The 22,493-nt window shown below is 57.9% G+C and carries 21 protein-coding genes and 1 tRNA gene; 19 read left to right on the top strand and 3 right to left on the bottom strand.

Features of this window, described 5'->3' with window-relative positions; genetic code table 11:
• Positions 1-52 precede the first annotated feature (52 nt).
• Genes BLQ41_RS00775 through BLQ41_RS00765 form a run of 3 tightly spaced genes read left to right on the top strand, consistent with a single transcriptional unit; the run spans position 53 to position 2,205 of the window.
• Positions 53-1,456: a sodium-dependent transporter gene (locus BLQ41_RS00775; protein WP_090175684.1), complete on the top strand. Its 1,404-nt coding sequence runs from the start codon at positions 53-55 to the stop codon at positions 1,454-1,456.
• A gap of 7 nt (positions 1,457-1,463) precedes the next feature.
• Positions 1,464-1,898: a type II toxin-antitoxin system RatA family toxin gene (locus tag BLQ41_RS00770; protein WP_090175682.1), complete on the top strand. Its 435-nt coding sequence runs from the start codon at positions 1,464-1,466 to the stop codon at positions 1,896-1,898.
• Positions 1,891-2,205 (top strand): RnfH family protein, encoded by a 315-nt coding sequence (locus BLQ41_RS00765; protein ID WP_090175680.1) that lies wholly within the window; start codon positions 1,891-1,893, stop codon positions 2,203-2,205. Before BLQ41_RS00770 ends, BLQ41_RS00765 begins: the two co-directional genes overlap by 8 nt.
• A gap of 60 nt (positions 2,206-2,265) precedes the next feature.
• Here BLQ41_RS00765 and BLQ41_RS00760 read toward each other — a convergent pair whose 3' ends face one another.
• Positions 2,266-2,793, bottom strand: coding sequence for an outer membrane protein assembly factor BamE (locus BLQ41_RS00760; RefSeq protein WP_090175677.1), 528 nt, complete (start codon positions 2,791-2,793; stop codon positions 2,266-2,268).
• A 97-nt stretch (positions 2,794-2,890) separates the two neighbouring features.
• On the opposite strand from BLQ41_RS00760, the gene fur reads away from it, so the two are divergent.
• The gene (gene fur, locus BLQ41_RS00755) at positions 2,891-3,295 is read left to right on the top strand and encodes a ferric iron uptake transcriptional regulator (RefSeq protein ID WP_003197684.1); all 405 of its coding nucleotides are present in this window, start codon (positions 2,891-2,893) and stop codon (positions 3,293-3,295) included.
• Between the two features lie 75 nt (positions 3,296-3,370).
• Here the strand turns inward: fur and recN are convergent, their stop codons facing one another.
• Positions 3,371-5,044 (bottom strand): DNA repair protein RecN, encoded by a 1,674-nt coding sequence (gene recN, locus BLQ41_RS00750; protein ID WP_090175675.1) that lies wholly within the window; start codon positions 5,042-5,044, stop codon positions 3,371-3,373.
• Positions 5,045-5,284: 240 nt separating this feature from the next.
• Between recN and grpE the strand changes: the two genes are divergently transcribed.
• From grpE to BLQ41_RS00705, 8 genes are all read left to right on the top strand, one after another.
• Positions 5,285-5,851, top strand: coding sequence for a nucleotide exchange factor GrpE (grpE, locus tag BLQ41_RS00740; RefSeq protein ID WP_090175671.1), 567 nt, complete (start codon positions 5,285-5,287; stop codon positions 5,849-5,851).
• A 102-nt stretch (positions 5,852-5,953) separates the two neighbouring features.
• Positions 5,954-7,870 carry a molecular chaperone DnaK gene (dnaK, locus tag BLQ41_RS00735; RefSeq protein WP_090175669.1) on the top strand — a complete coding sequence of 639 codons (1,917 nt, stop codon included), beginning with the start codon at positions 5,954-5,956 and terminating at the stop codon, positions 7,868-7,870.
• 297 nt (positions 7,871-8,167) lie between these two features.
• A complete protein-coding gene (gene dnaJ, locus BLQ41_RS00730) occupies positions 8,168-9,292 on the top strand; it encodes a molecular chaperone DnaJ (protein WP_090175666.1) in 1,125 nt (374 codons plus the stop codon).
• Positions 9,293-9,301: 9 nt separating this feature from the next.
• The gene (dapB, locus tag BLQ41_RS00725; RefSeq protein ID WP_090175663.1) at positions 9,302-10,108 is read left to right on the top strand and encodes a 4-hydroxy-tetrahydrodipicolinate reductase; all 807 of its coding nucleotides are present in this window, start codon (positions 9,302-9,304) and stop codon (positions 10,106-10,108) included.
• 259 nt (positions 10,109-10,367) lie between these two features.
• Positions 10,368-11,504 carry a glutamine-hydrolyzing carbamoyl-phosphate synthase small subunit gene (gene carA / locus BLQ41_RS00720; RefSeq protein WP_090175660.1) on the top strand — a complete coding sequence of 379 codons (1,137 nt, stop codon included), beginning with the start codon at positions 10,368-10,370 and terminating at the stop codon, positions 11,502-11,504.
• Between the two features lie 120 nt (positions 11,505-11,624).
• Positions 11,625-14,846 carry a carbamoyl-phosphate synthase large subunit gene (gene carB / locus BLQ41_RS00715; RefSeq protein ID WP_090175657.1) on the top strand — a complete coding sequence of 1,074 codons (3,222 nt, stop codon included), beginning with the start codon at positions 11,625-11,627 and terminating at the stop codon, positions 14,844-14,846.
• A 2-nt stretch (positions 14,847-14,848) separates the two neighbouring features.
• Positions 14,849-15,325 (top strand): transcription elongation factor GreA, encoded by a 477-nt coding sequence (greA, locus tag BLQ41_RS00710; RefSeq protein WP_033058235.1) that lies wholly within the window; start codon positions 14,849-14,851, stop codon positions 15,323-15,325.
• A 28-nt stretch (positions 15,326-15,353) separates the two neighbouring features.
• Complete coding sequence (locus BLQ41_RS00705; protein WP_090175653.1) at positions 15,354-15,758, top strand: MFS transporter; 405 nt, start codon at positions 15,354-15,356, stop codon at positions 15,756-15,758.
• Positions 15,759-15,767: 9 nt separating this feature from the next.
• Here BLQ41_RS00705 and BLQ41_RS00700 read toward each other — a convergent pair whose 3' ends face one another.
• On the bottom strand, positions 15,768-16,076 hold the full coding sequence (locus BLQ41_RS00700) for a YhbY family RNA-binding protein (RefSeq protein ID WP_007942889.1): 309 nt from the start codon (positions 16,074-16,076) through the stop codon (positions 15,768-15,770).
• A gap of 105 nt (positions 16,077-16,181) precedes the next feature.
• Here BLQ41_RS00700 and rlmE point away from each other — a divergent pair, with 105 nt between their 5' ends.
• The 7 genes from rlmE to BLQ41_RS00665 all read left to right on the top strand — a co-directional run bounded on the left by rlmE (position 16,182) and on the right by BLQ41_RS00665 (position 22,461).
• Positions 16,182-16,811 carry a 23S rRNA (uridine(2552)-2'-O)-methyltransferase RlmE gene (gene rlmE / locus BLQ41_RS00695; RefSeq protein WP_090175651.1) on the top strand — a complete coding sequence of 210 codons (630 nt, stop codon included), beginning with the start codon at positions 16,182-16,184 and terminating at the stop codon, positions 16,809-16,811.
• Positions 16,812-17,014: 203 nt separating this feature from the next.
• Positions 17,015-18,925 (top strand): ATP-dependent zinc metalloprotease FtsH, encoded by a 1,911-nt coding sequence (ftsH, locus tag BLQ41_RS00690; RefSeq protein ID WP_017336469.1) that lies wholly within the window; start codon positions 17,015-17,017, stop codon positions 18,923-18,925.
• An 8-nt stretch (positions 18,926-18,933) separates the two neighbouring features.
• Complete coding sequence (folP, locus tag BLQ41_RS00685) at positions 18,934-19,785, top strand: dihydropteroate synthase (protein WP_090175648.1); 852 nt, start codon at positions 18,934-18,936, stop codon at positions 19,783-19,785.
• A gap of 16 nt (positions 19,786-19,801) precedes the next feature.
• A complete protein-coding gene (glmM, locus tag BLQ41_RS00680; RefSeq protein WP_090175645.1) occupies positions 19,802-21,139 on the top strand; it encodes a phosphoglucosamine mutase in 1,338 nt (445 codons plus the stop codon).
• A 66-nt stretch (positions 21,140-21,205) separates the two neighbouring features.
• Positions 21,206-21,961: a triose-phosphate isomerase gene (gene tpiA / locus BLQ41_RS00675; RefSeq protein ID WP_090175642.1), complete on the top strand. Its 756-nt coding sequence runs from the start codon at positions 21,206-21,208 to the stop codon at positions 21,959-21,961.
• A gap of 4 nt (positions 21,962-21,965) precedes the next feature.
• Positions 21,966-22,352 (top strand): preprotein translocase subunit SecG, encoded by a 387-nt coding sequence (gene secG / locus BLQ41_RS00670; protein ID WP_090175639.1) that lies wholly within the window; start codon positions 21,966-21,968, stop codon positions 22,350-22,352.
• 23 nt (positions 22,353-22,375) lie between these two features.
• Positions 22,376-22,461 (top strand) — tRNA-Leu (locus BLQ41_RS00665).
• Positions 22,462-22,493 lie beyond the last annotated feature (32 nt).

Raw genomic sequence — 22,493 nt, 5'->3', positions numbered from 1 at the left:
ATTGAATCCCGGACAATGCGGCCTCTTTTTTGAACGCTTGGGCGTGATAACGATGTCGACAGACAAGGTTTCTGTCCACGGCAGTTGGGCTAGCCGCTGGGTCTTCATACTCGCCGCGACCGGTTCGGCCGTGGGCCTGGGTAGTATCTGGAAATTCCCGTACATGGTTGGCGTCTACGGCGGCGGTGCCTTCGTGCTCATGTTCCTGGCCTGTATCGCGCTGATCGGTGTGCCGGTCATGCTCGCCGAAACCCTGATCGGCCGCCGCGCGCGGCAGAGTCCGGCCAATGCCTTGAAGGTTCTGGCGCAGGAAGCCGGGCATTCGGGCAAGTGGTCGTGGGGTGCGTTCGCCGGGATGGTCACGGCGTTGCTGATCCTGTCTTTCTATAGCGTGGTTGGCGGCTGGTCACTGGATTACATCATCGACATGGGCCGTGGCGACTTCCAGGGGGTTACGCCTGATCAGGTCGGCGCGTACTTTGGCGGGGTGATCGCCGACCCTTGGCGCCTGACCCTTTGGCACACGATATTCATGTTGCTGTCGGCGGTCGTCATCGCCAAAGGCGTGGTTGCGGGGCTCGAGCGCAGTCTGCGGATCATGATGCCGCTTCTTTTTGTAATGATCCTGGTGCTGCTGGGCTACAGCATGACCACAGGCCATTTCATGGAAGGCGTGCATTTCATGTTCGACTTCCACCCGGAAAAAGTGCTCGACGGCTTGTTGCCCGCCATGGGACACGCCTTCTTCTCCCTGAGCGTGGGCGTCGGTTCGATCATGATCTACGGGGCCTACATGCCCAAGGATTCGTCGATCTCCGGCACCGTGGTCGGCGTGGCATTGCTCGACACCTTTGTTTCTCTGGTGGCTGGCCTGGCATTGTTTCCGATTGTGTTTGCCGCGGGCCTGAACCCGAGTGAAGGCCCTGGCCTGATGTTCGTCAGCCTGCCGTTTGCGTTCGGTAACGTAGCGTTCGGCCAGTTGATGGGCGTAGTGTTCTTCGTACTGGTCGCTGTGGCGGCCTGGAGTTCGGCGATCTCCCTGCTTGAACCGATGGTGGCCTATCTGGTTGAACGCACGAAGGTCAGTCGTGCCTGGGTGACCTTTTGGCTGGCATTTACCTGCTGGTTTGTCGGCCTGGGTACGGTGTTTTCCTTCAATATCTGGAAAGAAGCCAAGTTTTTCGTGAACGAAGGGGGGATGTTCCACCTCTATCAATGGGGAGCGGCCGGCGGCCTGGACTTCTTTGGCGTGATCGATTTCTTCACTTCGCGGATCATGTTGCCACTCGGTGGTTTGTGTTTCGTGGTGTTCGCAGGCTGGGTGATGGGGCGTGAAGCGGTACGCGACGAATTGTCGATCCGCAGCCCGGCGTTGTTCGCCCTGTCCTTGTTCTTGATGCGCTATGTGGCGCCCATCGGCATTCTCGTAGTGTTTGCCGCACAGCTGTGGAAGTGACGCTGACATGACGACACACATTCAACGTTCGGCGCTGCTGCCCTATCCGGCACAAGCGCTTTATGACCTGGTCAACGACGTAGCGCGTTACCCGGAATTTCTGCCGTGGTGCTCGACCGCCGAGGTGCTGGAAAGCAGCCTTGAACACATGCGCGCCAGCGTAGGCGTGGCCAAGGGTGGCTTGAGTCAGCATTTCGTTACTCGAAACATTCTGGTCCCCGGCCATTCCATCGAAATGAACCTCGAAGAAGGTCCTTTCACCCAGTTGCACGGTATCTGGGTGTTCAAGCCCTTGGGCGAAAAGGCCTGCAAGATCAGCCTGGACCTGTCGTTCGATTACGCCGGGCCGATCGTGCGCGCGACGTTGGGGCCATTATTCAATCAGGCCGCGAATACGCTGGTGGACGCGTTCTGTCAGCGCGCCAAACAAATGCATGGTTGAGTCGATGGTTGATGTCGAGGTGGTTTATGCCGCCGTTGATCGACAGGCGCTCCTCTCGGTGGCGGTGCCTGCCGGAACGACAGTGCGCGCGGCGTTGCTCAAGTCAGGCATCGGTGAAGCGTTTGCCGAGTTGAACCTGACCGATTGCCCGGTGGGAATCTTCGGCAAAGTGATCGCTGATCCGGACACTCGGCCAGTTCAGGCTGGGGATCGCATCGAGATCTACCGGCCCTTGCTAGCTGATCCGAAGGAAGTTCGCCGGTTGCGCGCCGCCAAGGCTGCTGAGGCTAAGGCCCGGAATCAGTAAATCACTGAACGCTGGACAATAAAAAACCCGGAATTTCCGGGTTTTTTATTGCGTCGCAAATTATTGCGGCGTGGTTTCCAGCGGTTCTGGCGTCGGGACTGGAACGGTTTCTACGCCGTCGACATCCTTCTGAATCTGATCCAGCAACGAACCTGGCTTGACCGGTTTTTCCGGTTTCGGCTTCTCGGTATTTTCTACAGGAGCAGCCACGTTAGTGGTGCTGTCCTTGCCGAGAATGGCTTCGTCGCGGCTCACGCCCGGCATGAAGTCGCCGGAGAGGCTGACAAGCTGGTCATTTGGGTTGAAGATAACGCTAATGCGTTCCTGTTGGCGTTCACCGCCACCGGGTTGCAGGCTGTACAGGTAATCCCAGCGATCGGCATGGAACGTGTCGGTCAGCAGAGGGTTGCCCATGATAAACCGTACTTGCTTACGGGTCATTCCCGGGCGTAACTGGTCTATCATGTCCTGCGTGACGACATTGCCCTGCTGGATGTCGATTTTGTAAACCCCGGGGAATGAACAACCGGCGAGTGCGAGCAGTCCCACAAAGGTGAAACTGGTTAGCAAGAGCTTGGTGTTTTGCATCGGTGGGCGACTTCCACTATCTTGGCTGGGACAACGTAAACGCCGATCATACCCGCATTAAGAGAAGCTGCGAAGCAGCATCGCGAGAAAGCTGACCATGGTTGAAAATAGCGAACTACGCAAAGCCGGCCTCAAAGTGACCCTGCCAAGGGTCAAGATTCTGCAAATGCTCGATTCCGCCGAGCAACGCCACATGAGTGCCGAAGATGTTTACAAGGCGCTGATGGAGGCTGGTGAGGACGTCGGTCTGGCCACGGTTTACCGTGTATTGACTCAGTTCGAGGCAGCTGGCCTTGTGGTGCGACACAACTTCGACGGGGGCCATGCGGTCTTCGAGCTGGATGACGGCAAGCATCACGACCATATGGTCAACGTCGAAACCAGCGAAGTGATCGAATTCTTCGACGAAGAAATCGAGCGTCTGCAGAAAGCCATCGTCGACAAGTATGGCTTCGAGATGGTTGACCACAATCTGGTGCTGTACGTACGTAAGAAAAAGTAAGCAAGTCGCGCGAATTTCACGTTCGCGAAACGAGCGAAGGCGACCCCAGGGTCGCCTTCGTGCTTTCTGCCGTTCTTAAATTTTTGCAGTAACGACCATTTTCTTCGCGTGGGCCAGGGATTCCTTGGTCAGATCGATGCCCCCCAGCATCCGCGCCACTTCTTCGACTCGGTCATTTTTGCTCAGCTTGGAAACCGCTGTGTGGGTGGCATCTTCGCCGCGCACCTTGTGCACGAATAGATGTTGATGACCCTGAGCAGCCACTTGTGGCAAGTGAGTCACGGTCAACACTTGTCCGCTCTCCCCGAGCCGGCGCAGCAGCTGGCCGACGATTTCGGCAGTCGGGCCGCCGATGCCCACGTCCACTTCGTCGAACACCAGCGTCGGTACTCGCGAGGTCTGAGCGGTGATCACTTGAATCGCGAGGCTGATCCGCGACAGCTCGCCGCCCGAAGCTACTTTGGCCAAGGCTTTTAATGGCTGGCCGGGGTTGGCGCTGACGAGCAGTTCGACCTGCTCAAGCCCGTTGGGTAACAGTTCATCGCTGCTGTTGGGGCGAAGCTCAATGGTGAAACGTCCGCCGGGCATGCCCAGTCGCTGGATTTCCTGCTCGACGGCGCTGGCCAGGCTGTTCGACGCCTGATGACGCAAGTCGCTCAGTTCCCGGGCCTTCTCCTGATAATGGCGGGCAAAAGACGCCAGTTCATCGCTCAGGCGTTCGATGGACTCGTCATTGGCGTTCAGAGTTTCGATTTCATCCAGCAAGCGTTGCTGCATCTCCGCGACTTCGGTCGGCTGGATGCGGTGCTTGCGCGCCATGGTGTAGATCGCGTCGAGACGTTCTTCCAGGTATTGAAGGCGGGCAGGGTCGGCGTCGAAGTTATCAAGGAAGCGGTTCAGCTCGCCGACGGCTTCTTCTACCTGAATCTGTGCGCTGGTCAGCAGGCTGCTGGCTTCGCCCAGTGCGCCGATCGAGTTGTTGACGCTCGACAGGCGATTGAGGCTGGCGGTCAGCGCGTTCAGGACATTCCCGGAATCACTTTCGCTGCATTGTTCGACCACTTGCCGACAGATGCCCAGCAGGGTTTCTGCGTTGGTGAGGTTCTTGTGTTCCTGTTCCAGTTGCTCCAGCTCGTTTTCACCGAGGCCCAGGTTCTCCAGCTCTTCGAGTTGATAGCTGAGCAATTGATGGCGAGCGCGCTGCTCGTCACCGGAATTGGAGAGACGCTCCAGTTCCTGGCGGGTCTGGCGCCAGCGTTGAGCAGCCAGTTGCACCTGGCGGGCAAGGTCGGTGGCTCCCGCGTACTCGTCCAGCAAGCGGCGGTGAGTGTCAGTCTTGAGCAGTGACTGGTGTTCGTGCTGGCTGTGGATGTCGATCAGCAATTCGCCCAGGGCTTTGAGATCGCCGAGCGGGCAGGGCGTGCCGTTGATGTAGCCCCGCGAGCGTCCTTCGGCGGTGATCACCCGGCGCAGGATGCACGGGCCGTCGCTTTCGAGGTCGCGTTCGGCGAGCCAGGCGCTGGCTTCGGGGATGTCAACCAGGTCAAAGGTTGCCAGGATGTCGGCCTTGTCGGCACCGGGACGAACCACGCCGCTGTCGGCACGGTCGCCCAGCGTCAGGCCCAGGGCGTCGAGCATGATCGACTTGCCGGCGCCGGTTTCCCCGGTGATCACGCTCATCCCGCGATCGAGTTCGAGATCGAGGTGTTCGACGATGGCGTAGTTATGTACGGACAGGTGCACCAGCATAAAGGCCGCTCCCAGGCTTTAGGTCTGGTTATTTATACAGTGTTTTATTTGTGGCTGACAATGCCCTCTCTTGGCTCGATTTGCTTGATCTGACGAAATGCTTGGCGCATCGGGTAATCACAATGCAGCGTTTTTTGTAGGGTTAATCACAACCCACCCCTTGAAGCTGATTTTTGCGGCCCCATATACCGGGACAGAAGTGTGAGTTGAGCTCGCGGACGATATTGAAAGGAGAATTCTATGGCTGACGAACAGACAGTGGATACGCAAAATCTAGACGCCGATCAGGCTGCCCAGGATTCGGGTGATGAACTGGCGGCTCGTGTACAAGTGCTCGAAGAGCAATTGGCGGGTGCTCATGATCAGGCTTTGCGTGTAGCGGCTGATCTGCAGAACGTCCGCCGTCGCGCCGAGCAGGATGTAGAAAAGGCTCACAAGTTCGCCTTGGAGAAATTCGCCAGCGACTTGTTGCCGATCGTTGACAGCCTGGAGCGTGGTCTGGAGTTGTCCAGCCCGGACGACGAAAGCATCCGTCCGATGCGCGAAGGGATCGAGCTGACGCTGAAAATGTTTCAGGACACCCTGAAGCGTTATCACCTGGAAGCGATCGATCCGCATGGCGAACCGTTCAATGCCGTTCAGCATCAGGCAATGGCCATGCAGGAAAGCGCCGACGTCGAGCCGAACAGCGTGCTCAAAGTCTTCCAGAAGGGTTACCAGCTCAATGGTCGCCTGCTGCGCCCGGCCATGGTCGTGGTGAGCAAGGCGCCTGCGCCAGTTTCGCCTTCTATTGATGAGCAGGCTTGAAATTAGCCGCAAGGCCCCCATTTAGAAGTCAAGCGTTTAAGTGCTACCGCAGTTAGCCACCACTGCTGCGGCAACCAAATCCAAAGTTTCGGGAGAGTTAACATGGGCAAAATTATCGGTATCGACCTGGGGACTACCAACTCCTGCGTCTCCGTCATGGAAAACGGCAAAGCAAAAGTTATTGAAAACGCTGAAGGCGCGCGTACCACGCCGTCGATCATTGCGTACGCCAACGATGGCGAAATCCTCGTTGGCCAGTCGGCCAAGCGTCAGGCTGTGACCAATCCGCACAACACCCTGTATGCGGTGAAGCGTCTGATCGGTCGTAAGTTCGACGAAGAAGTCGTACAGAAAGACATCAAGATGGTCCCGTACAAAATCGCCAAGGCTGACAACGGTGACGCCTGGGTTGAAGTGAACGGCCAGAAAATGTCGCCGCCGCAAATCTCGGCTGAAATTCTGAAGAAAATGAAGAAGACCGCCGAAGACTACCTCGGCGAGCCAGTGACCGAAGCGGTGATCACCGTTCCGGCCTACTTCAACGACAGCCAGCGTCAAGCCACCAAAGACGCCGGCCGCATCGCGGGTCTGGACGTTAAACGTATCATCAACGAACCTACCGCTGCTGCTCTGGCTTACGGTATGGACAAGGCTAAAGGCGATCACACCGTGATCGTTTACGACTTGGGCGGCGGTACTTTCGACGTTTCCGTGATCGAGATTGCTGAAGTTGATGGCGAGCACCAGTTCGAAGTATTGGCCACCAACGGCGATACGTTCCTGGGCGGTGAAGACTTTGACATTCGTCTGATCGACTACCTCGTTGACGAATTCAAGAAAGAAAGCGGCATGAACCTCAAAGGTGACCCGCTGGCCATGCAGCGCCTGAAAGAAGCCGCTGAAAAAGCCAAGATCGAACTGTCCTCGAGCATGTCGACCGACGTGAACCTGCCGTACATCACTGCAGACGCCACCGGTCCTAAGCACTTGAACGTGAAAATCTCCCGCGCCAAGCTCGAAGCGCTGGTAGAAGACCTGGTTCAACGCACCATCGAACCTTGCCGTATCGCTCTGAAAGACTCCGGTATCGACGTTGGCGCCATCAACGACGTGATCCTGGTAGGCGGTCAGACCCGTATGCCACTGGTTCAGAAGCTGGTGACCGAATTCTTCGGTAAAGAAGCACGTAAAGACGTGAACCCGGATGAAGCTGTTGCCATGGGTGCTGCTATCCAGGGCGCGGTATTGGCCGGCGACGTGAAAGACGTTCTGCTGCTCGACGTCAGCCCGCTGACCCTGGGTATCGAAACCATGGGTGGCGTGATGACCGCGCTGATCGAGAAAAACACCACGATTCCTACCAAGAAATCGCAAGTGTTCTCGACTGCCGACGACAACCAGGGCGCTGTGACCATTCACGTGCTGCAAGGCGAGCGTAAGCAAGCTGCTCAGAACAAGTCCCTGGGCAAGTTCGACCTGGCCGAGATTCCACCAGCGCCACGCGGTGTGCCACAAATTGAAGTGACCTTCGACATCGATGCCAACGGCATCCTGCACGTAGGCGCCAAAGACAAGGCTACCGGCAAGACCCAGTCGATCGTGATCAAGGCCAACTCCGGTCTGTCCGAGGAAGAAATTCAGCAGATGATTCGCGACGCTGAAGCCAACGTCGATGCCGACCGTCAGTTCGAAGAGCTGGCAAGCGCCCGCAACCAGGGTGATGCACTGGTTCACTCGACACGCAAAATGGTCGCTGATGCTGGCGACAAAGTGAGCGCTGAAGAGAAGACTGCAATCGAAGCGGCAGTGGTTGCCCTGGAAGCCGCCATTAAAGGCGACGACAAGGCTGCCATCGACGCCAAGGTTGAAGAGCTGTCGAAAGTCTCCGCTCCAGTGGCGCAGAAGATGTATGCCGAACAGGCCCAGCCTGCTGAAGGCGCTGCACCGCACGACGAAAAAGCTCAAAAAGCCGACGACGTCGTTGATGCCGAGTTCGAAGAAGTAAAAGACCACAAGTAAGTTGTTGGTCGCCCGGTTGACTGCCTTCTGGCGGTGACTGGTAGGATGTCGCCGCGCGGGAGCTTGCTCCCGCGTTGGCGTGTCTGGAGTTAGCGAATTTTTACAGCATGCGACAACGTTCGGATGCTGGCGGTAGGGTTGGGAATGCTCCTGCTTCTCGAGCCGAAAGTGCCGCATTGAATCAAAGACCAGGATCGTTGAATTGACGTGAGTTGGGTCCGGGCCTGTATTGGGGCTCAACGAGTTTGGCGAGGCTCAGGAGAGGTTTGCCGAACGTCCTTAAGAGTGCAAAGACTTATGGCAAAGCGTGACTATTACGAAGTATTGGGTGTTGAGCGTGGCTCAAGCGAAGCAGACCTGAAAAAGGCCTACCGCCGCCTGGCAATGAAGCACCACCCGGACCGTAATCCCGATGACAAAGCGTCGGAAGATATGTTCAAAGAGGCCAACGAGGCCTATGAAGTGCTGTCCGATTCGAGCAAGCGCGCGGCATACGACCAATACGGTCATGCCGGCGTCGACCCAAGCATGGGTGGCGGCGGTGCCGGGTTTGGCGGTCAGAACTTCTCCGACATCTTTGGCGATGTCTTCAGTGACTTCTTCGGTGGCGGTCGTGGCGGAGCCCGTGGCGGCGCCCAGCGCGGCAGCGACTTGCGCTACACCCTGGAGCTGAACCTGGAAGAGGCGGTGCGCGGCACGACCGTGAATATCCGCGTTCCAACACTGGTCAACTGCAAGCCGTGCGATGGCTCGGGCGCCAAGAAAGGCTCTTCGCCTGTCACTTGCCCGACCTGTGGCGGCATTGGTCAGGTGCGCATGCAGCAAGGCTTCTTCTCGGTGCAGCAAACCTGCCCGCGTTGCCATGGCCAAGGCAAGATCATTTCCGATCCGTGCAACTCGTGCAACGGCGAAGGCCGTGTCGAAGAGTACAAAACCCTCTCGGTAAAAGTGCCGGCGGGCGTCGATACCGGTGATCGCATTCGTCTGTCCGGCGAAGGCGAGGCGGGTGCGCAGGGTGGTCCGACTGGCGATCTGTACGTGGTGATCAATGTGCGCGAGCACGCGATCTTCCAGCGTGATGGCAAGCACCTGTTCTGCGAAGTGCCGATCAGCTTTGTCGATGCGGCGTTGGGCGGCGAGTTGGAGATTCCGACCCTTGATGGTCGCGTCAAACTGAAAATCCCTGAGGGGACTCAGACCGGCAAGCAGTTCCGTGTTCGCGGTAAAGGCGTTGCGCCGGTGCGTGGCGGCGGTGCTGGCGACTTGATGTGCCGTGTGGCGGTCGAAACCCCGGTCAACCTGGGTCGTCGTCAGCGCGAGTTGCTGGAAGAGTTCCGCAGTTCGCTGGCGGACGACAACAGTCATTCGCCGAAAACCACTGGTTGGTTTGAAGGCGTGAAGCGCTTCTTCGGCGATTTGTAAGAGGTGAGCATGCGACGTATTGCTGTGATGGGTGCGGCTGGCCGCATGGGCAAGATTCTGGTCGAGGCGGTGCAGCAACGGGCACCGCTGACCGGCCTGACGGCGGCCATCGTGCGCCCTGGCAGCACGCTGATTGGTGTGGATGCCGGTGAGCTGGCCTCATTGGGGCGTATCGGCGTGCCGCTGTCCGGTCATGTGGAATCCGTGGCTGAAGAATTCGATGTGTTGATCGACTTCACGCTTCCGGAAGTCATGCTGAAAAACCTGGCGTTCTGCCGCAAGGCAGGCAAAGCCATGGTGATCGGCACGACCGGTCTGGACGCTGCGCAAAAGCAGTTGCTGGTCGACGCGGGCAAGGACATTCCGATCGTCTTCGCGGCCAATTTCAGCGTCGGGGTAAACCTGTCGCTGAAGCTGCTCGACATGGCTGCTCGTGTGTTGGGCGATGATGCCGATATCGAAATCATCGAGGCTCATCACCGGCACAAGATCGATGCGCCGTCGGGCACGGCCTTGCGCATGGGGGAGGTGATTGCCAGCGCGCTGGATCGTGATCTGCAGAAGGTCGCGGTCTACGGGCGTGAAGGCCACACCGGTGCGCGTGAGCGCGAGACCATCGGTTTCGCCACGGTGCGCGGCGGTGATGTGGTTGGCGATCATACGGTGCTGTTCGCCTGTGAAGGCGAGCGCCTCGAGATCACCCACAAGGCATCCAGTCGCATGACCTTCGCCAAGGGCGCAGTGCGTGCTGCGTTGTGGCTGGACGGTCGTGAGCCGGGTCTTTATGACATGCAAGACGTGCTCGACCTGCGTTAAGATGCGCCCGAAATCGGGTTCAAACCCAGCGTTTGAGCCCGGTTTTATCCCGCCAAGCGACGTCCTGTCGCATTCTCCGGCCTTTAAGGCTCATTGGCGGTAGACCAAAAAAGCCTTTTTCTGTAAGCTACAGCTTTAGTGTGTCCACTAAAAGCGCGCAGAATTATTCAGTGAAGAAGCGGGGTGACGTGTCCATACGTCACTCCGCTTTTTTGCAACCTGCGATCGCCCTTTCAGGCTTTATTTACGGGAGGTCTTCTTGACTAAGCCAGCCATACTCGCCCTTGCTGATGGCAGCATTTTTCGCGGCGAAGCCATTGGAGCCGACGGTCAAACCGTTGGTGAGGTGGTGTTCAACACCGCCATGACCGGCTATCAGGAAATCCTTACCGATCCTTCCTACGCCCAACAAATCGTTACCCTGACTTACCCGCACATCGGCAACACCGGCACCACGCCGGAAGATGCCGAGTCCGACCGCGTCTGGTCTGCTGGTCTGGTCATCCGTGACCTGCCACTGGTTGCGAGCAACTGGCGTAACACGATGTCCCTGTCCGACTACCTGAAAGCCAACAACGTTGTGGCAATCGCCGGTATCGACACCCGCCGCCTGACGCGCATCCTGCGTGAGAAAGGCGCGCAGAACGGCTGCATCATGGCCGGTGACAACATCTCCGAAGAAGCCGCCATCGCCGCAGCTCAGGGCTTCCCTGGCCTGAAGGGCATGGACCTGGCGAAAGTCGTCAGCACCAAAGAGAAATACGAGTGGCGCTCGACTGTCTGGGACTTGAAGACCGACAGCCACGCGACCATCGAAGCCTCCGAGCTGCCGTACCACGTGGTTGCCTACGACTACGGCGTCAAGCTGAACATCCTGCGCATGCTGGTCGAGCGCGGTTGCCGCGTGACCGTAGTGCCGGCTCAGACGCCAGCCGCCGACGTTCTGGCGATGAAGCCGGACGGCGTGTTCCTGTCCAACGGTCCTGGTGATCCGGAGCCTTGCGACTACGCGATCCAGGCGATCAAGGATGTGCTGGAAACCGAGATTCCGGTGTTCGGCATCTGCCTCGGTCACCAGCTGCTGGCTCTGGCCTCCGGCGCCAAGACCCTGAAAATGGGTCACGGCCACCACGGTGCCAACCACCCGGTCCAGGATCTGGACACCGGCGTTGTGATGATCACCAGCCAGAACCACGGTTTTGCGGTAGACGAAACGACCCTGCCAGCCAACGTTCGCGCGATCCACAAATCGCTGTTCGACGGTACCCTGCAAGGCATCGAGCGTACCGACAAGAGCGCTTTCAGCTTCCAGGGTCACCCTGAAGCCAGCCCTGGCCCGAACGACGTAGCGCCACTGTTTGATCGCTTCATCAACGAAATGGCCAAGCGACGCTAATCGCTCGCCTTGATGAGCAAAGCTTGAGGGGCGGTCCCGAGAACCGGTGGCCCCCCTCAAGGCTTCAAAGATTGAACAAGACGGCTTGCCGACTGACCTGCGGATTTGAGTGACAAACCCATGCCAAAACGTACAGACATTAAAAGCATCCTGATTCTCGGCGCTGGCCCGATCGTGATCGGCCAGGCTTGCGAATTCGACTACTCCGGCGCCCAGGCCTGTAAAGCCCTGCGCGAGGAGGGGTACCGCGTCATCCTGGTGAACTCCAACCCGGCGACCATCATGACCGACCCGGACATGGCTGACGCCACGTACATCGAGCCGATCAAATGGCAGACCGTTGCCAAGATCATTGAGAAAGAGCGTCCGGACGCGCTGCTGCCAACCATGGGCGGCCAGACCGCACTGAACTGCGCACTGGACCTGGAGCGCGAAGGCGTTCTGGAGAAGTTCGGCGTAGAGATGATCGGCGCCAACGCTGACACCATCGACAAGGCTGAAGACCGTTCGCGTTTCGACAAGGCGATGAAATCCATCGGTCTGGACTGCCCGCGTTCGGGTATCGCCCACAGCATGGAAGAGGCCAACGCGGTCCTCGAGAAGCTCGGTTTCCCGTGCATCATCCGTCCGTCCTTCACCATGGGCGGCACCGGTGGCGGTATCGCTTACAACCGTGAAGAGTTCGAAGAAATCTGCGCCCGTGGTCTCGACTTGTCGCCGACCAAAGAGCTGCTGATCGACGAATCCCTGATCGGCTGGAAAGAATACGAGATGGAGGTTGTCCGCGATAAGAAGGACAACTGCATCATCGTCTGCTCCATCGAAAACTTTGACCCGATGGGCGTGCACACCGGTGACTCGATCACCGTTGCGCCAGCGCAGACCCTGACGGACAAGGAATACCAGATCATGCGTAACGCCTCCCTGGCGGTACTGCGTGAAATCGGCGTGGAAACCGGTGGTTCCAACGTCCAGTTCGGCATCTGCCCGGACACTGGCCGTATGGTAGTCATCGAGATGAACCCGCGGGTATCCCGCTCCTCGGCCCTGGCGTCGAAAGCCACTGGTTTCCCGATTGCGCGCATCGCTGCCAAGCTGGCGATCGGCTACACCCTGGACGAATTGCAGAACGAAATCACCGGCGGCGCTACTCCTGCGTCCTTCGAGCCGTCCATCGACTACGTCGTGACCAAGCTGCCACGCTTCGCCTTCGAGAAATTCCCGAAAGCCGACGCGCGCCTGACCACTCAAATGAAGTCGGTCGGTGAAGTCATGGCCATCGGCCGGACCTTCCAGGAATCCCTGCAGAAAGCTTTACGCGGTCTGGAAGTGGGTGTTTGCGGTCTGGACGAGAAGCTCGACCTGAGTAATCCGGAAAGCATGAGCATCCTCAAGCGCGAACTGACCGTGCCGGGCGCCGAGCGTATCTGGTACGTGGCTGACGCCTTCCGCGCCGGCCTGTCGGTCGAAGACATCTTCGGCATGAACATGATCGACCCGTGGTTCCTGGTGCAGATCGAAGATCTGATCAAGGAAGAAGAGAAGGTCAAGACCCTGGGTCTGGCCAGCATCGACCGCGACTTGATGTTCCGCCTCAAGCGCAAAGGCTTCTCCGACATGCGTCTGGCCAAGCTGCTGGGCGTGACCGAGAAGGCTCTGCGTCGCCACCGCCACAAGCTGGAAATCTTCCCGGTCTACAAGCGCGTTGACACCTGCGCGGCCGAGTTCGCTACCGACACCGCCTACATGTACTCGACTTACGAGGAAGAGTGCGAAGCCGCACCATCAGGCCGTGACAAGATCATGATCCTCGGCGGCGGTCCTAACCGTATCGGCCAGGGCATCGAGTTCGACTATTGCTGCGTACACGCGGCACTGGCCCTGCGCGAAGACGGGTACGAGACCATCATGGTCAACTGCAACCCGGAAACCGTTTCCACCGACTACGACACCTCCGATCGCCTGTACTTCGAACCAGTTACTCTGGAAGACGTGCTGGAAATCTGCCGGGTCGAGAAACCAAAAGGCGTGATCGTCCAGTACGGCGGCCAGACCCCGCTGAAACTGGCGCGTGCCCTGGAAGAAGCCGGCGTACCGATCATCGGCACCAGCCCTGATGCCATCGATCGTGCCGAAGACCGTGAGCGCTTCCAGCAGATGGTTGAGCGTCTGAACCTGCGTCAGCCGCCAAACGCCACCGTGCGCAGCGAAGACGAAGCGATTCGTGCCGCCGCCAAGATCGGTTACCCGCTGGTGGTTCGTCCGTCCTATGTTCTGGGCGGCCGCGCGATGGAAATCGTCTACGAAGAAGAAGAGCTCAAGCGCTACCTGCGTGACGCGGTGAAAGTGTCCAACGACAGCCCGGTGCTGCTCGACCACTTCCTCAACTGCGCCATCGAAATGGACGTGGATGCGGTCTGCGACGGCACCGACGTGGTGATCGGCGCGATCATGCAGCACATCGAGCAAGCCGGCGTTCACTCCGGTGACTCCGCGTGCTCCCTGCCGCCGTACTCGCTGCCTGCCCACATCCAGGACGAGATGCGCGAACAGGTCAAGAAAATGGCCCTGGAACTGGGCGTGGTCGGCCTGATGAACGTACAGTTGGCGCTGCAAGGCGAAGACATTTACGTCATCGAAGTCAACCCGCGCGCTTCCCGTACCGTGCCGTTCGTCTCCAAGTGCATCGGTGTTTCCCTGGCGATGATCGCGGCGCGCGTCATGGCCGGTAAAACCCTGAAGGAAATCGGCTTCACCAAGGAAATCATTCCGAACTTCTACAGCGTGAAAGAGGCGGTGTTCCCATTCGCCAAATTCCCTGGCGTGGACCCGATCCTGGGCCCAGAGATGAAGTCCACCGGTGAAGTGATGGGCGTGGGCGACACCTTCGGTGAGGCGTTTGCCAAAGCTCAAATGGGCGCCAGCGAAGTGCTGCCGACCGGCGGTACCGCGTTCATCAGCGTGCGTGACGACGACAAGCCACTGGTTGCAGGCGTAGCCCGTGATCTGATCAACTTGGGCTTCGAAGTGGTTGCCACTGCCGGGACTGCCAAGCTGATCGAAGCTGCAGGCCTGAAGGTGCGTCGTGTGAACAAGGTGACCGAAGGTCGTCCGCACGTGGTGGACATGATCAAGAATGACGAAGTCACCTTGATCATCAACACTACCGAAGGCCGTCAGTCGATCGCTGATTCGTACTCCATTCGTCGTAATGCCTTGCAGCACAAGATTTATTGCACCACTACCATTGCTGCTGGCGAAGCTATCTGTGAAGCGCTGAAGTTCGGTCCCGAGAAGACTGTGCGCCGCTTGCAGGATCTACACGCAGGATTGAAGGCATGAGCATAACCAAGTACCCAATGACCGTTCAGGGCGCCAAAGCCCTGGAAGAAGAGCACGCTCACCTGACCAAGGTCGTCCGTCCGAAGCTTAGCCAGGACATCGGTACGGCCCGCGAGTTGGGTGACTTGAAGGAAAACGCCGAATACCATGCTGCCCGCGAGCAGCAGGGTATGGTCGAGGCGCGGATCCGTGACATCGAAGGTCGCATGCAGAACGCAGTGATCATTGATGTCACGACCATTCCTCACACCGGCAAGGTGATTTTCGGCACCACCGTAGAAATCGCCAATGTCGAGACTGATGAAAGCGTCACTTACCACATCGTGGGTGAGGATGAGGCTGACTTCAAACTGGGCAAGATTTCTGTAGGTTCGCCATTGGCCCGCGCCTTGATTGCAAAGGAAGAGGGTGATGTGGTTGCCGTGAAAACGCCTGGTGGCGTTATCGAGTACGAGATTGTCGAAGTCCGCCACATCTGAACGCAGGCGCCCGCTCCGTGCAGGCGCCATGCTTTGGCAACTGGCTCAGATGTTGTGGGTCGGTGGCCTGTGGCTGTTACACATCGGTCTGCTGCCGGTGCTGGGCCAGATTGGCCTGGCGCCGCTGCTGATCGACGAAATTGCAGGCATGCTGAATGCGCTGGTGGTGGGATTCGCCGCAGCGTGTGTGGTTTTTCAGGCTTTGGTGCTGGTTCAGGCCGAGGGCCTTGACAGTCTATGGCGCGATATTCGCGGGCAACTGCTGCTGATGGCGCTGTTGGCGTGTGCGATGTTCGTCGCAGTGCGTATTGGCTGGCCGGACGCCATGCGCTGGCAGGTGTTCAGCTATCTTGCTCTGGGTTTTTCCGGGCTTGTACTGGTGTTGCAACCGGTGCCTGGATGGAGTGGCAGGGTGCGCGAAGCACACCCTTGACCCTTGCCATCATTTGAAGCGATGGACGTTCGACAGCTGCTTGTTGACGCTGAAGTTCTTGCGGTAAATCAGTGCCATCTTGCCGATGACCTGAACCAGATCCGCTTTGCCGACCTTGCAGAGTTCTGCAATGGACGCCAGGCGCGATTCGCGATCGAGGATGTTGAGCTTGATTTTGATCAGCTCGTGATCCGCCAGCGCGCGTTCAAGTTCGGCTAACACACCTTCAGTCAAACCGTTGTCAGCCACAATCAAAACTGGTTTCAGATGGTGGCCGATGGATTTGTACTGTTTCTTCTGCTCTTGAGTGAGCGGCATAATCTGACCCCTGCGTCTGATCTTGTAAAAAGCGGCGGCCAGTTTACCCGAGCGAGTCCGGGACCGCCCAGTTAATCACGACCCGTTTTATTTTCGAGGTGGCCCGTGGCCCGTTCCAAGACAAGCCTTAAGTGGTTGCAAAGACATGTCAATGATCCCTATGTGAAGCAGGCGCAGAAGGATGGCTACCGCTCGCGTGCGAGTTACAAGCTTCTGGAGGTCCAGGAGAAATACAAGTTGATCCGTCCCGGCATGAGCGTTGTCGACCTGGGTGCGGCGCCTGGGGGGTGGTCGCAGGTGACTAGCCGTCTGATCGGTGGTGAGGGGCGTCTGATCGCCTCGGACATTCTGGAAATGGACAGCATTCCAGACGTGACCTTCATCCAGGGTGACTTCACCGAGGACAAAGTGCTCGCGCAGATCCTTGAAGCCGTGGGTAATTCGCAGGTGGACCTTGTGATTTCCGATATGGCCCCCAATATGAGTGGTACGCCTGAAGTAGATATGCCAAAAGCCATGTTTCTTTGCGAGCTGGCGCTTGATTTGGCGGAACGGATACTCAAGCCGGGTGGTAATTTCGTGATCAAGATTTTTCAGGGCGAAGGGTTTGATGTTTACCTGAAGGATGCTCGTCGGAAATTCGACAAGATCCAGATGATCAAGCCAGATTCTTCTCGTGGCAGTTCCCGTGAGCAATACATGCTGGCTTGGGGTTACCGCGGGCGTAGTGAGTAAAACGAGGTTTTTTTGGCGGGGCGATAGGTTTTTCGTATTTCGCCCCGTGAGCTTTAACGAATATTGTGTAGAAAGTGTTTCACAAAGGGTTACAGACGGCGCCTGCCAGAGCCGTAGGTAATGTAGTAAGTTAGGCCGGTGAATATCATGCGAAGCACGCGCCATTAGCGGAGCTTGCTTCAGAGGGTAGTTAATTGAACGATATGGCAAAGAATCTGATCCTGTGGTTGATCATCGCGGCTGTCCTGGTGACGGTGATGAACAACTTCTCCAGCCCTAACGAGCCGCAGACCCTCAACTATTCCGACTTCATCCAGCAGGTCAAGGATGGCAAGGTCGAGCGCGTAGCCGTTGACGGCTATGTGATTACCGGTAAACGCAACGACGGCGACAGCTTCAAGACCATTCGTCCTGCTATCCAGGACAACGGCCTGATCGGCGACCTCGTGGATAACCACGTCGTGGTCGAAGGTAAGCAGCCTGAGCAGCAAAGCATCTGGACTCAACTCCTGGTCGCGAGCTTCCCGATCCTGGTGATCATCGCCGTCTTCATGTTCTTCATGAGGCAGATGCAGGGTGGTGCCGGTGGCAAGGGCGGGCCGATGAGCTTCGGCAAGAGCAAGGCGCGTCTGCTCTCTGAAGATCAGGTGAAGACCACCCTGGCTGACGTTGCCGGTTGCGATGAAGCCAAGGAAGAAGTCGGCGAGCTGGTTGAGTTCCTGCGTGATCCGGGCAAGTTCCAGCGTCTGGGCGGCCGCATTCCGCGTGGCGTACTGATGGTTGGCCCACCAGGTACCGGTAAGACCTTGCTCGCCAAGGCGATTGCCGGCGAAGCCAAAGTGCCTTTCTTCACCATTTCCGGTTCCGATTTCGTCGAAATGTTCGTCGGTGTTGGTGCCAGCCGCGTTCGCGATATGTTCGAGCAAGCCAAGAAGCACGCACCGTGCATCATCTTCATCGATGAAATCGACGCCGTTGGTCGCCATCGTGGTGCCGGCATGGGTGGTGGTCACGACGAGCGCGAGCAGACTCTCAACCAGTTGCTGGTAGAGATGGACGGCTTTGAAATGAATGACGGCATCATCGTCATCGCCGCAACCAACCGTCCGGACGTACTGGACCCTGCGTTGCTGCGTCCGGGTCGTTTCGACCGTCAGGTTGTGGTCGGTCTGCCGGATATTCGTGGTCGTGAGCAGATTCTCAAGGTTCACATGCGCAAAGTGCCAATGGGTGACGACGTCGCTCCGGCCGTGATCGCTCGTGGTACGCCTGGCTTCTCCGGCGCCGACCTGGCTAACCTGGTGAACGAGGCTTCGTTGTTCGCGGCCCGTACCGGCAAGCGCATCGTCGAAATGAAAGAGTTCGAACTGGCCAAGGACAAGATCATGATGGGCGCCGAGCGCAAATCCATGGTCATGTCCGAGAAAGAAAAACAGAACACCGCCTATCACGAAGCAGGCCATGCCATTGTGGGCCGTGTCGTGCCTGAGCACGATCCGGTTTACAAGGTCTCGATCATCCCGCGCGGTCGTGCGCTGGGTGTGACCATGTTCCTGCCGGAAGAGGATCGCTACAGCCTGTCCAAGCGCGCGCTGATCAGCCAGATCTGCTCGCTGTACGGTGGCCGTATCGCTGAAGAAATGACCTTGGGCTTCGACGGTGTGACCACCGGCGCGTCCAACGACATCATGCGAGCCAGCCAGATTGCCCGGAACATGGTCACCAAGTGGGGCCTGTCGGAAAAACTCGGTCCTTTGATGTACGCCGAAGAAGAGGGCGAAGTGTTCCTCGGTCGCGGCGGCGGTGGTCAGAGTGCAAGCTTCTCTGGTGAGACGGCCAAGCTGATCGACTCCGAAGTGCGCAGCATCATTGACCAGTGCTACGGCACGGCCAAGCAGATCCTCACGGACAACCGCGACAAGCTCGATGCGATGGCCGATGCCCTGATGAAGTACGAAACGATCGATGCTGATCAAATCGACGACATCATGGCTGGTCGTACGCCGCGTGAGCCTCGTGACTGGTCGGGTGGAACCGGTACTTCCGGAACACCTCCGGCAGTGCAGGATCCGCGTCCGGAAACACCGATCGGCGGCCCGGCTGCTGACGTATAAGGTTTGAAATGACTTCTGTTCAGTCCTCGACCCGGTTGCCTTGCGGCAACCGGGTTCTTGATTTGGCCCAGACGCATGTCATGGGCATTCTCAATGTCACCCCCGATTCCTTTTCCGATGGCGGCCGATACAGTCAGCTCGATACGGCCCTGCGTCATGCCGAAGCGATGGTGGCGGCCGGCGCGACGTTGATTGATGTGGGTGGCGAATCTACACGGCCTGGCGCAAGGGCTGTTTCACCGCTTGAGGAGTTGGAGCGCGTAGCGCCTGTCGTTGAGCGCATCAGTCGTGAACTGGACGTGATTATTTCGGTCGATACGTCCACGCCAGCGGTCATGCGCGAAACGGCGCGGCTGGGAGCGGGCTTGATCAATGACGTGCGGTCGCTGCGTCGAGACGGCGCCCTGGATGCGGCCGCCGCCACCGGGCTACCAGTCTGCCTGATGCATATGCTCGGTGAGCCTGGCGACATGCAGAACGATCCGCACTACCTGGATGTCACCCGGGAGGTCGGCGAGTTTCTCGCTGAACGCATGGCCCAGTGCGCTGCAGTGGGCATTCCGGCCGAGCGGATTATTCTTGATCCAGGTTTTGGGTTCGCGAAAACGTTGCAGCACAATCTGAGTTTGTTCAAACATATGGAAGCCCTGCATGCCTTGGGGCGGCCCCTGTTGGTCGGGGTTTCGCGAAAGAGCATGATAGGCCTGGCCTTGAATCGCCCGGTTGGAGAACGCCTGTATGGTGGTCTGGCGCTCGCGGCGCTGGCTTCGGCCAAGGGTGCGCGTATATTGCGCGTCCATGATGTAGCCGAAACAGTGGACGTGGTCCGGATGATCGCCGCAGTGGAATCAGCCGAATAAGAATGATGGAGCACTTATGAGCAAAAAATACTTTGGCACCGACGGTATCCGTGGTCGGGTCGGCGAATACCCGATTACTCCTGACTTCATGCTCAAGCTCGGCTGGGCTGCGGGCATGGCGTTCCGCAAGATGGGTGCCTGCAAGGTGCTTGTCGGCAAGGACACCCGGATTTCCGGTTATATGTTTGAGTCCGCGCTCGAGGCCGGTCTGACTTCGGCAGGTGCTGATGTGATGTTGCTGGGTCCGATGCCGACTCCGGCGATCGCATACCTGACACGTACCTTCCATGCTGAAGCCGGTATCGTGATCAGTGCCTCGCACAATCCTCATGATGACAACGGTATCAAGTTCTTCTCTGGCAAAGGCACCAAGCTGCCGGATGAAGTCGAGTTGATGATCGAAGAATTGCTCGATACCCCGATGACCGTGGTTGAGTCGAGCAAGATCGGTAAAGTGTCGCGAATCAACGATGCCTCTGGTCGCTACATCGAGTTCTGCAAAAGCAGCGTCCCGACCGGCACCAGCTTCGCTGGCCTGAAAATCGTGGTCGACTGCGCCCACGGTGCGACCTACAAGGTTGCACCGAGTGTGTTCCGTGAGTTGGGTGCCGAAGTCGTTGTGCTGTCCGCTCAGCCTAATGGCCTGAACATCAATGAAAATTGCGGCTCGACCCATATGGGCCAATTGCAGGCTGCCGTATTGGCCGAGCATGCCGATCTGGGTATCGCCTTCGACGGTGATGGTGATCGTGTCTTGATGGTCGATCACACGGGTGCCGTTGTTGATGGTGATGAGTTGCTGTACATCATCGCCCGCGATCTGCATGAACGTAACAAGCTGCAAGGCGGCGTAGTCGGTACGTTGATGAGTAACCTGGGGCTGGAGCTTGCCCTGGCTGACCTGTCGATTCCTTTTGTGCGCGCCAACGTCGGCGACCGTTATGTAATCGCTGACTTGCTGGAGCGTAATTGGCTGGTCGGCGGTGAGAACTCGGGTCATATCGTCTGCTTCAATCACACCACGACGGGTGATGCGATCATCGCTGCATTGCAAGTTCTGATGGCGCTGAAGTCTCGTGCAGAAGGTCTCGCTCAGTCTCGTCAAGCGCTGCGTAAGTGCCCTCAGGTGCTGATCAATGTCCGGTTCGGCGGGGGTGCGAGCCCGCTCGACCATCCTGCGGTCAAGGAAGCCAGTGATCGTGTCACCCAGGCGATGGCGGGTCGCGGGCGTGTGCTGTTGCGCAAGTCCGGGACGGAGCCACTGGTGCGGGTGATGGTCGAAGGCGAGGACGAAACACTGGTTCGTGGTTACGCCGAAGAGCTGGCAAAACTGGTTACTGAAGTTTCTGCCTGAATTCGGCTTGCCAGCCATGATTGTGTTGGGTAACATCTGCGCCCACTTTGACCGACGAGGTACAGCATGCGTCGCCCTATGGTAGCTGGTAACTGGAAGATGCACGGTACCCGCGCCAGCGTCGCTGAGCTGATCAATGGCCTTCGTCATCTGGCCTTGCCGAGCGGTGTTGATGTAGCGGTATTCCCGCCTTGCTTGCATATCAATCAAGTGATTGATGGTTTGAAAGGTCAGTCGATTTCGGTCGGCGCGCAGAACTCTGCGGTGGAATCCATGCAAGGTGCGTTGACCGGTGAAGTTGCACCGAGTCAGTTGGTGGATGCAGGGTGTTCCCTGGTACTTGTTGGGCATTCCGAGCGCCGCCAGATTATGGGCGAGCAGGACGGCATGCTGAATCGCAAGTTCGCAGCGGCACAGGCATGTGGCTTGATTCCGGTGTTGTGCATAGGGGAAACCCTTGAGCAGCGTGAAGCCGGGAAAACTCTTGAGGTTGTCGGGCGTCAGCTTGGCAGTATCATAGAGGAGCTGGGTGTAGGTGCCTTTGCCAATGCAGTAATTGCTTACGAGCCGGTCTGGGCCATTGGCACCGGGCTGACTGCTTCGCCGCAACAGGCGCAGGATGTGCACGCAGCCATTCGCGCTCAGTTGGCGGCAGAGAATTCTGAAATCGCACAAGGTGTGCGACTTCTATACGGCGGCAGCGTGAAGGCGGCCAATGCGGTCGAACTGTTCGGCATGCCGGATATCGATGGGGGGCTCATTGGTGGAGCTTCCCTGAATGCAGATGAGTTCGGTGCGATTTGTCGCGCCGCGGGAAACTGAAAAAATGCTGGAAACAGTCGTAGTCGTTTTTCATCTGCTGGGTGCATTGGGCGTAGTTGCTCTGGTATTGCTGCAGCAGGGTAAAGGTGCGGATGCTGGCGCGTCTTTCGGAGCAGGTGCTTCAAATACTGTGTTCGGAAGCCAAGGTTCCTCTACCTTTCTTAGTAAGTTTACTGCTATACTTGCCGCCGGTTTCTTCATAACCAGCTTAGGGTTAGGTTACTTTGCTAAAGAGAAAGCTCACCAGCTGACTCAAGTAGGTTTGCCAAACCCAGCAGTGTTGGAAGTTCCAAAGCAGCAACAACCGGCTTCTGATGATGTCCCGGTGCTTCAAGAGCAAAAGTCGGCTACTCCAGCGACTGACGTGCCTCCAGCTCAAGAGCAGAAGTAAGAAGAGTTTCAAAACGTAGTATTGCCGAGGTGGTGGAATTGGTAGACACGCAACCTTGAGGTGGTTGTGCCCATAGGGTGTAGGGGTTCGAGTCCCCTTCTCGGTACCAATTATCAGGAGAGCCCGCTGTTGCGGGCTTTC

Origin of the sequence: Pseudomonas arsenicoxydans (assembly GCF_900103875.1) — a bacterium.
GTDB lineage: Bacteria > Pseudomonadota > Gammaproteobacteria > Pseudomonadales > Pseudomonadaceae > Aquipseudomonas > Aquipseudomonas arsenicoxydans.
Note: the sequence above shows the minus strand (reverse complement) of the source record. Positions and strands in the feature narration are given on the sequence as shown.

What these genes read in the sequence shown, in the direction of transcription:
- BLQ41_RS00705 (WP_090175653.1), top strand. Translation starts at nt 15,354, where the DNA reads ATGCTTTGGCAACTGGCTCAGATGTTGTGGGTCGGTGGCCTGTGGCTG.
- fur (WP_003197684.1), top strand. Translation starts at nt 2,891, where the DNA reads ATGGTTGAAAATAGCGAACTACGCAAAGCCGGCCTCAAAGTGACCCTG.
- BLQ41_RS00765 (WP_090175680.1), top strand. Translation starts at nt 1,891, where the DNA reads ATGGTTGAGTCGATGGTTGATGTCGAGGTGGTTTATGCCGCCGTTGAT.
- carB (WP_090175657.1), top strand. Translation starts at nt 11,625, where the DNA reads ATGCCAAAACGTACAGACATTAAAAGCATCCTGATTCTCGGCGCTGGC.
- ftsH (WP_017336469.1), top strand. Translation starts at nt 17,015, where the DNA reads ATGGCAAAGAATCTGATCCTGTGGTTGATCATCGCGGCTGTCCTGGTG.
- folP (WP_090175648.1), top strand. Translation starts at nt 18,934, where the DNA reads ATGACTTCTGTTCAGTCCTCGACCCGGTTGCCTTGCGGCAACCGGGTT.
- BLQ41_RS00760 (WP_090175677.1), bottom strand. Translation starts at nt 2,793, where the DNA reads ATGCAAAACACCAAGCTCTTGCTAACCAGTTTCACCTTTGTGGGACTG.
- BLQ41_RS00700 (WP_007942889.1), bottom strand. Translation starts at nt 16,076, where the DNA reads ATGCCGCTCACTCAAGAGCAGAAGAAACAGTACAAATCCATCGGCCAC.
- BLQ41_RS00775 (WP_090175684.1), top strand. Translation starts at nt 53, where the DNA reads ATGTCGACAGACAAGGTTTCTGTCCACGGCAGTTGGGCTAGCCGCTGG.
- grpE (WP_090175671.1), top strand. Translation starts at nt 5,285, where the DNA reads ATGGCTGACGAACAGACAGTGGATACGCAAAATCTAGACGCCGATCAG.
- glmM (WP_090175645.1), top strand. Translation starts at nt 19,802, where the DNA reads ATGAGCAAAAAATACTTTGGCACCGACGGTATCCGTGGTCGGGTCGGC.
- recN (WP_090175675.1), bottom strand. Translation starts at nt 5,044, where the DNA reads ATGCTGGTGCACCTGTCCGTACATAACTACGCCATCGTCGAACACCTC.
- dnaK (WP_090175669.1), top strand. Translation starts at nt 5,954, where the DNA reads ATGGGCAAAATTATCGGTATCGACCTGGGGACTACCAACTCCTGCGTC.
- BLQ41_RS00770 (WP_090175682.1), top strand. Translation starts at nt 1,464, where the DNA reads ATGACGACACACATTCAACGTTCGGCGCTGCTGCCCTATCCGGCACAA.
- secG (WP_090175639.1), top strand. Translation starts at nt 21,966, where the DNA reads ATGCTGGAAACAGTCGTAGTCGTTTTTCATCTGCTGGGTGCATTGGGC.
- tpiA (WP_090175642.1), top strand. Translation starts at nt 21,206, where the DNA reads ATGCGTCGCCCTATGGTAGCTGGTAACTGGAAGATGCACGGTACCCGC.
- dnaJ (WP_090175666.1), top strand. Translation starts at nt 8,168, where the DNA reads ATGGCAAAGCGTGACTATTACGAAGTATTGGGTGTTGAGCGTGGCTCA.
- dapB (WP_090175663.1), top strand. Translation starts at nt 9,302, where the DNA reads ATGCGACGTATTGCTGTGATGGGTGCGGCTGGCCGCATGGGCAAGATT.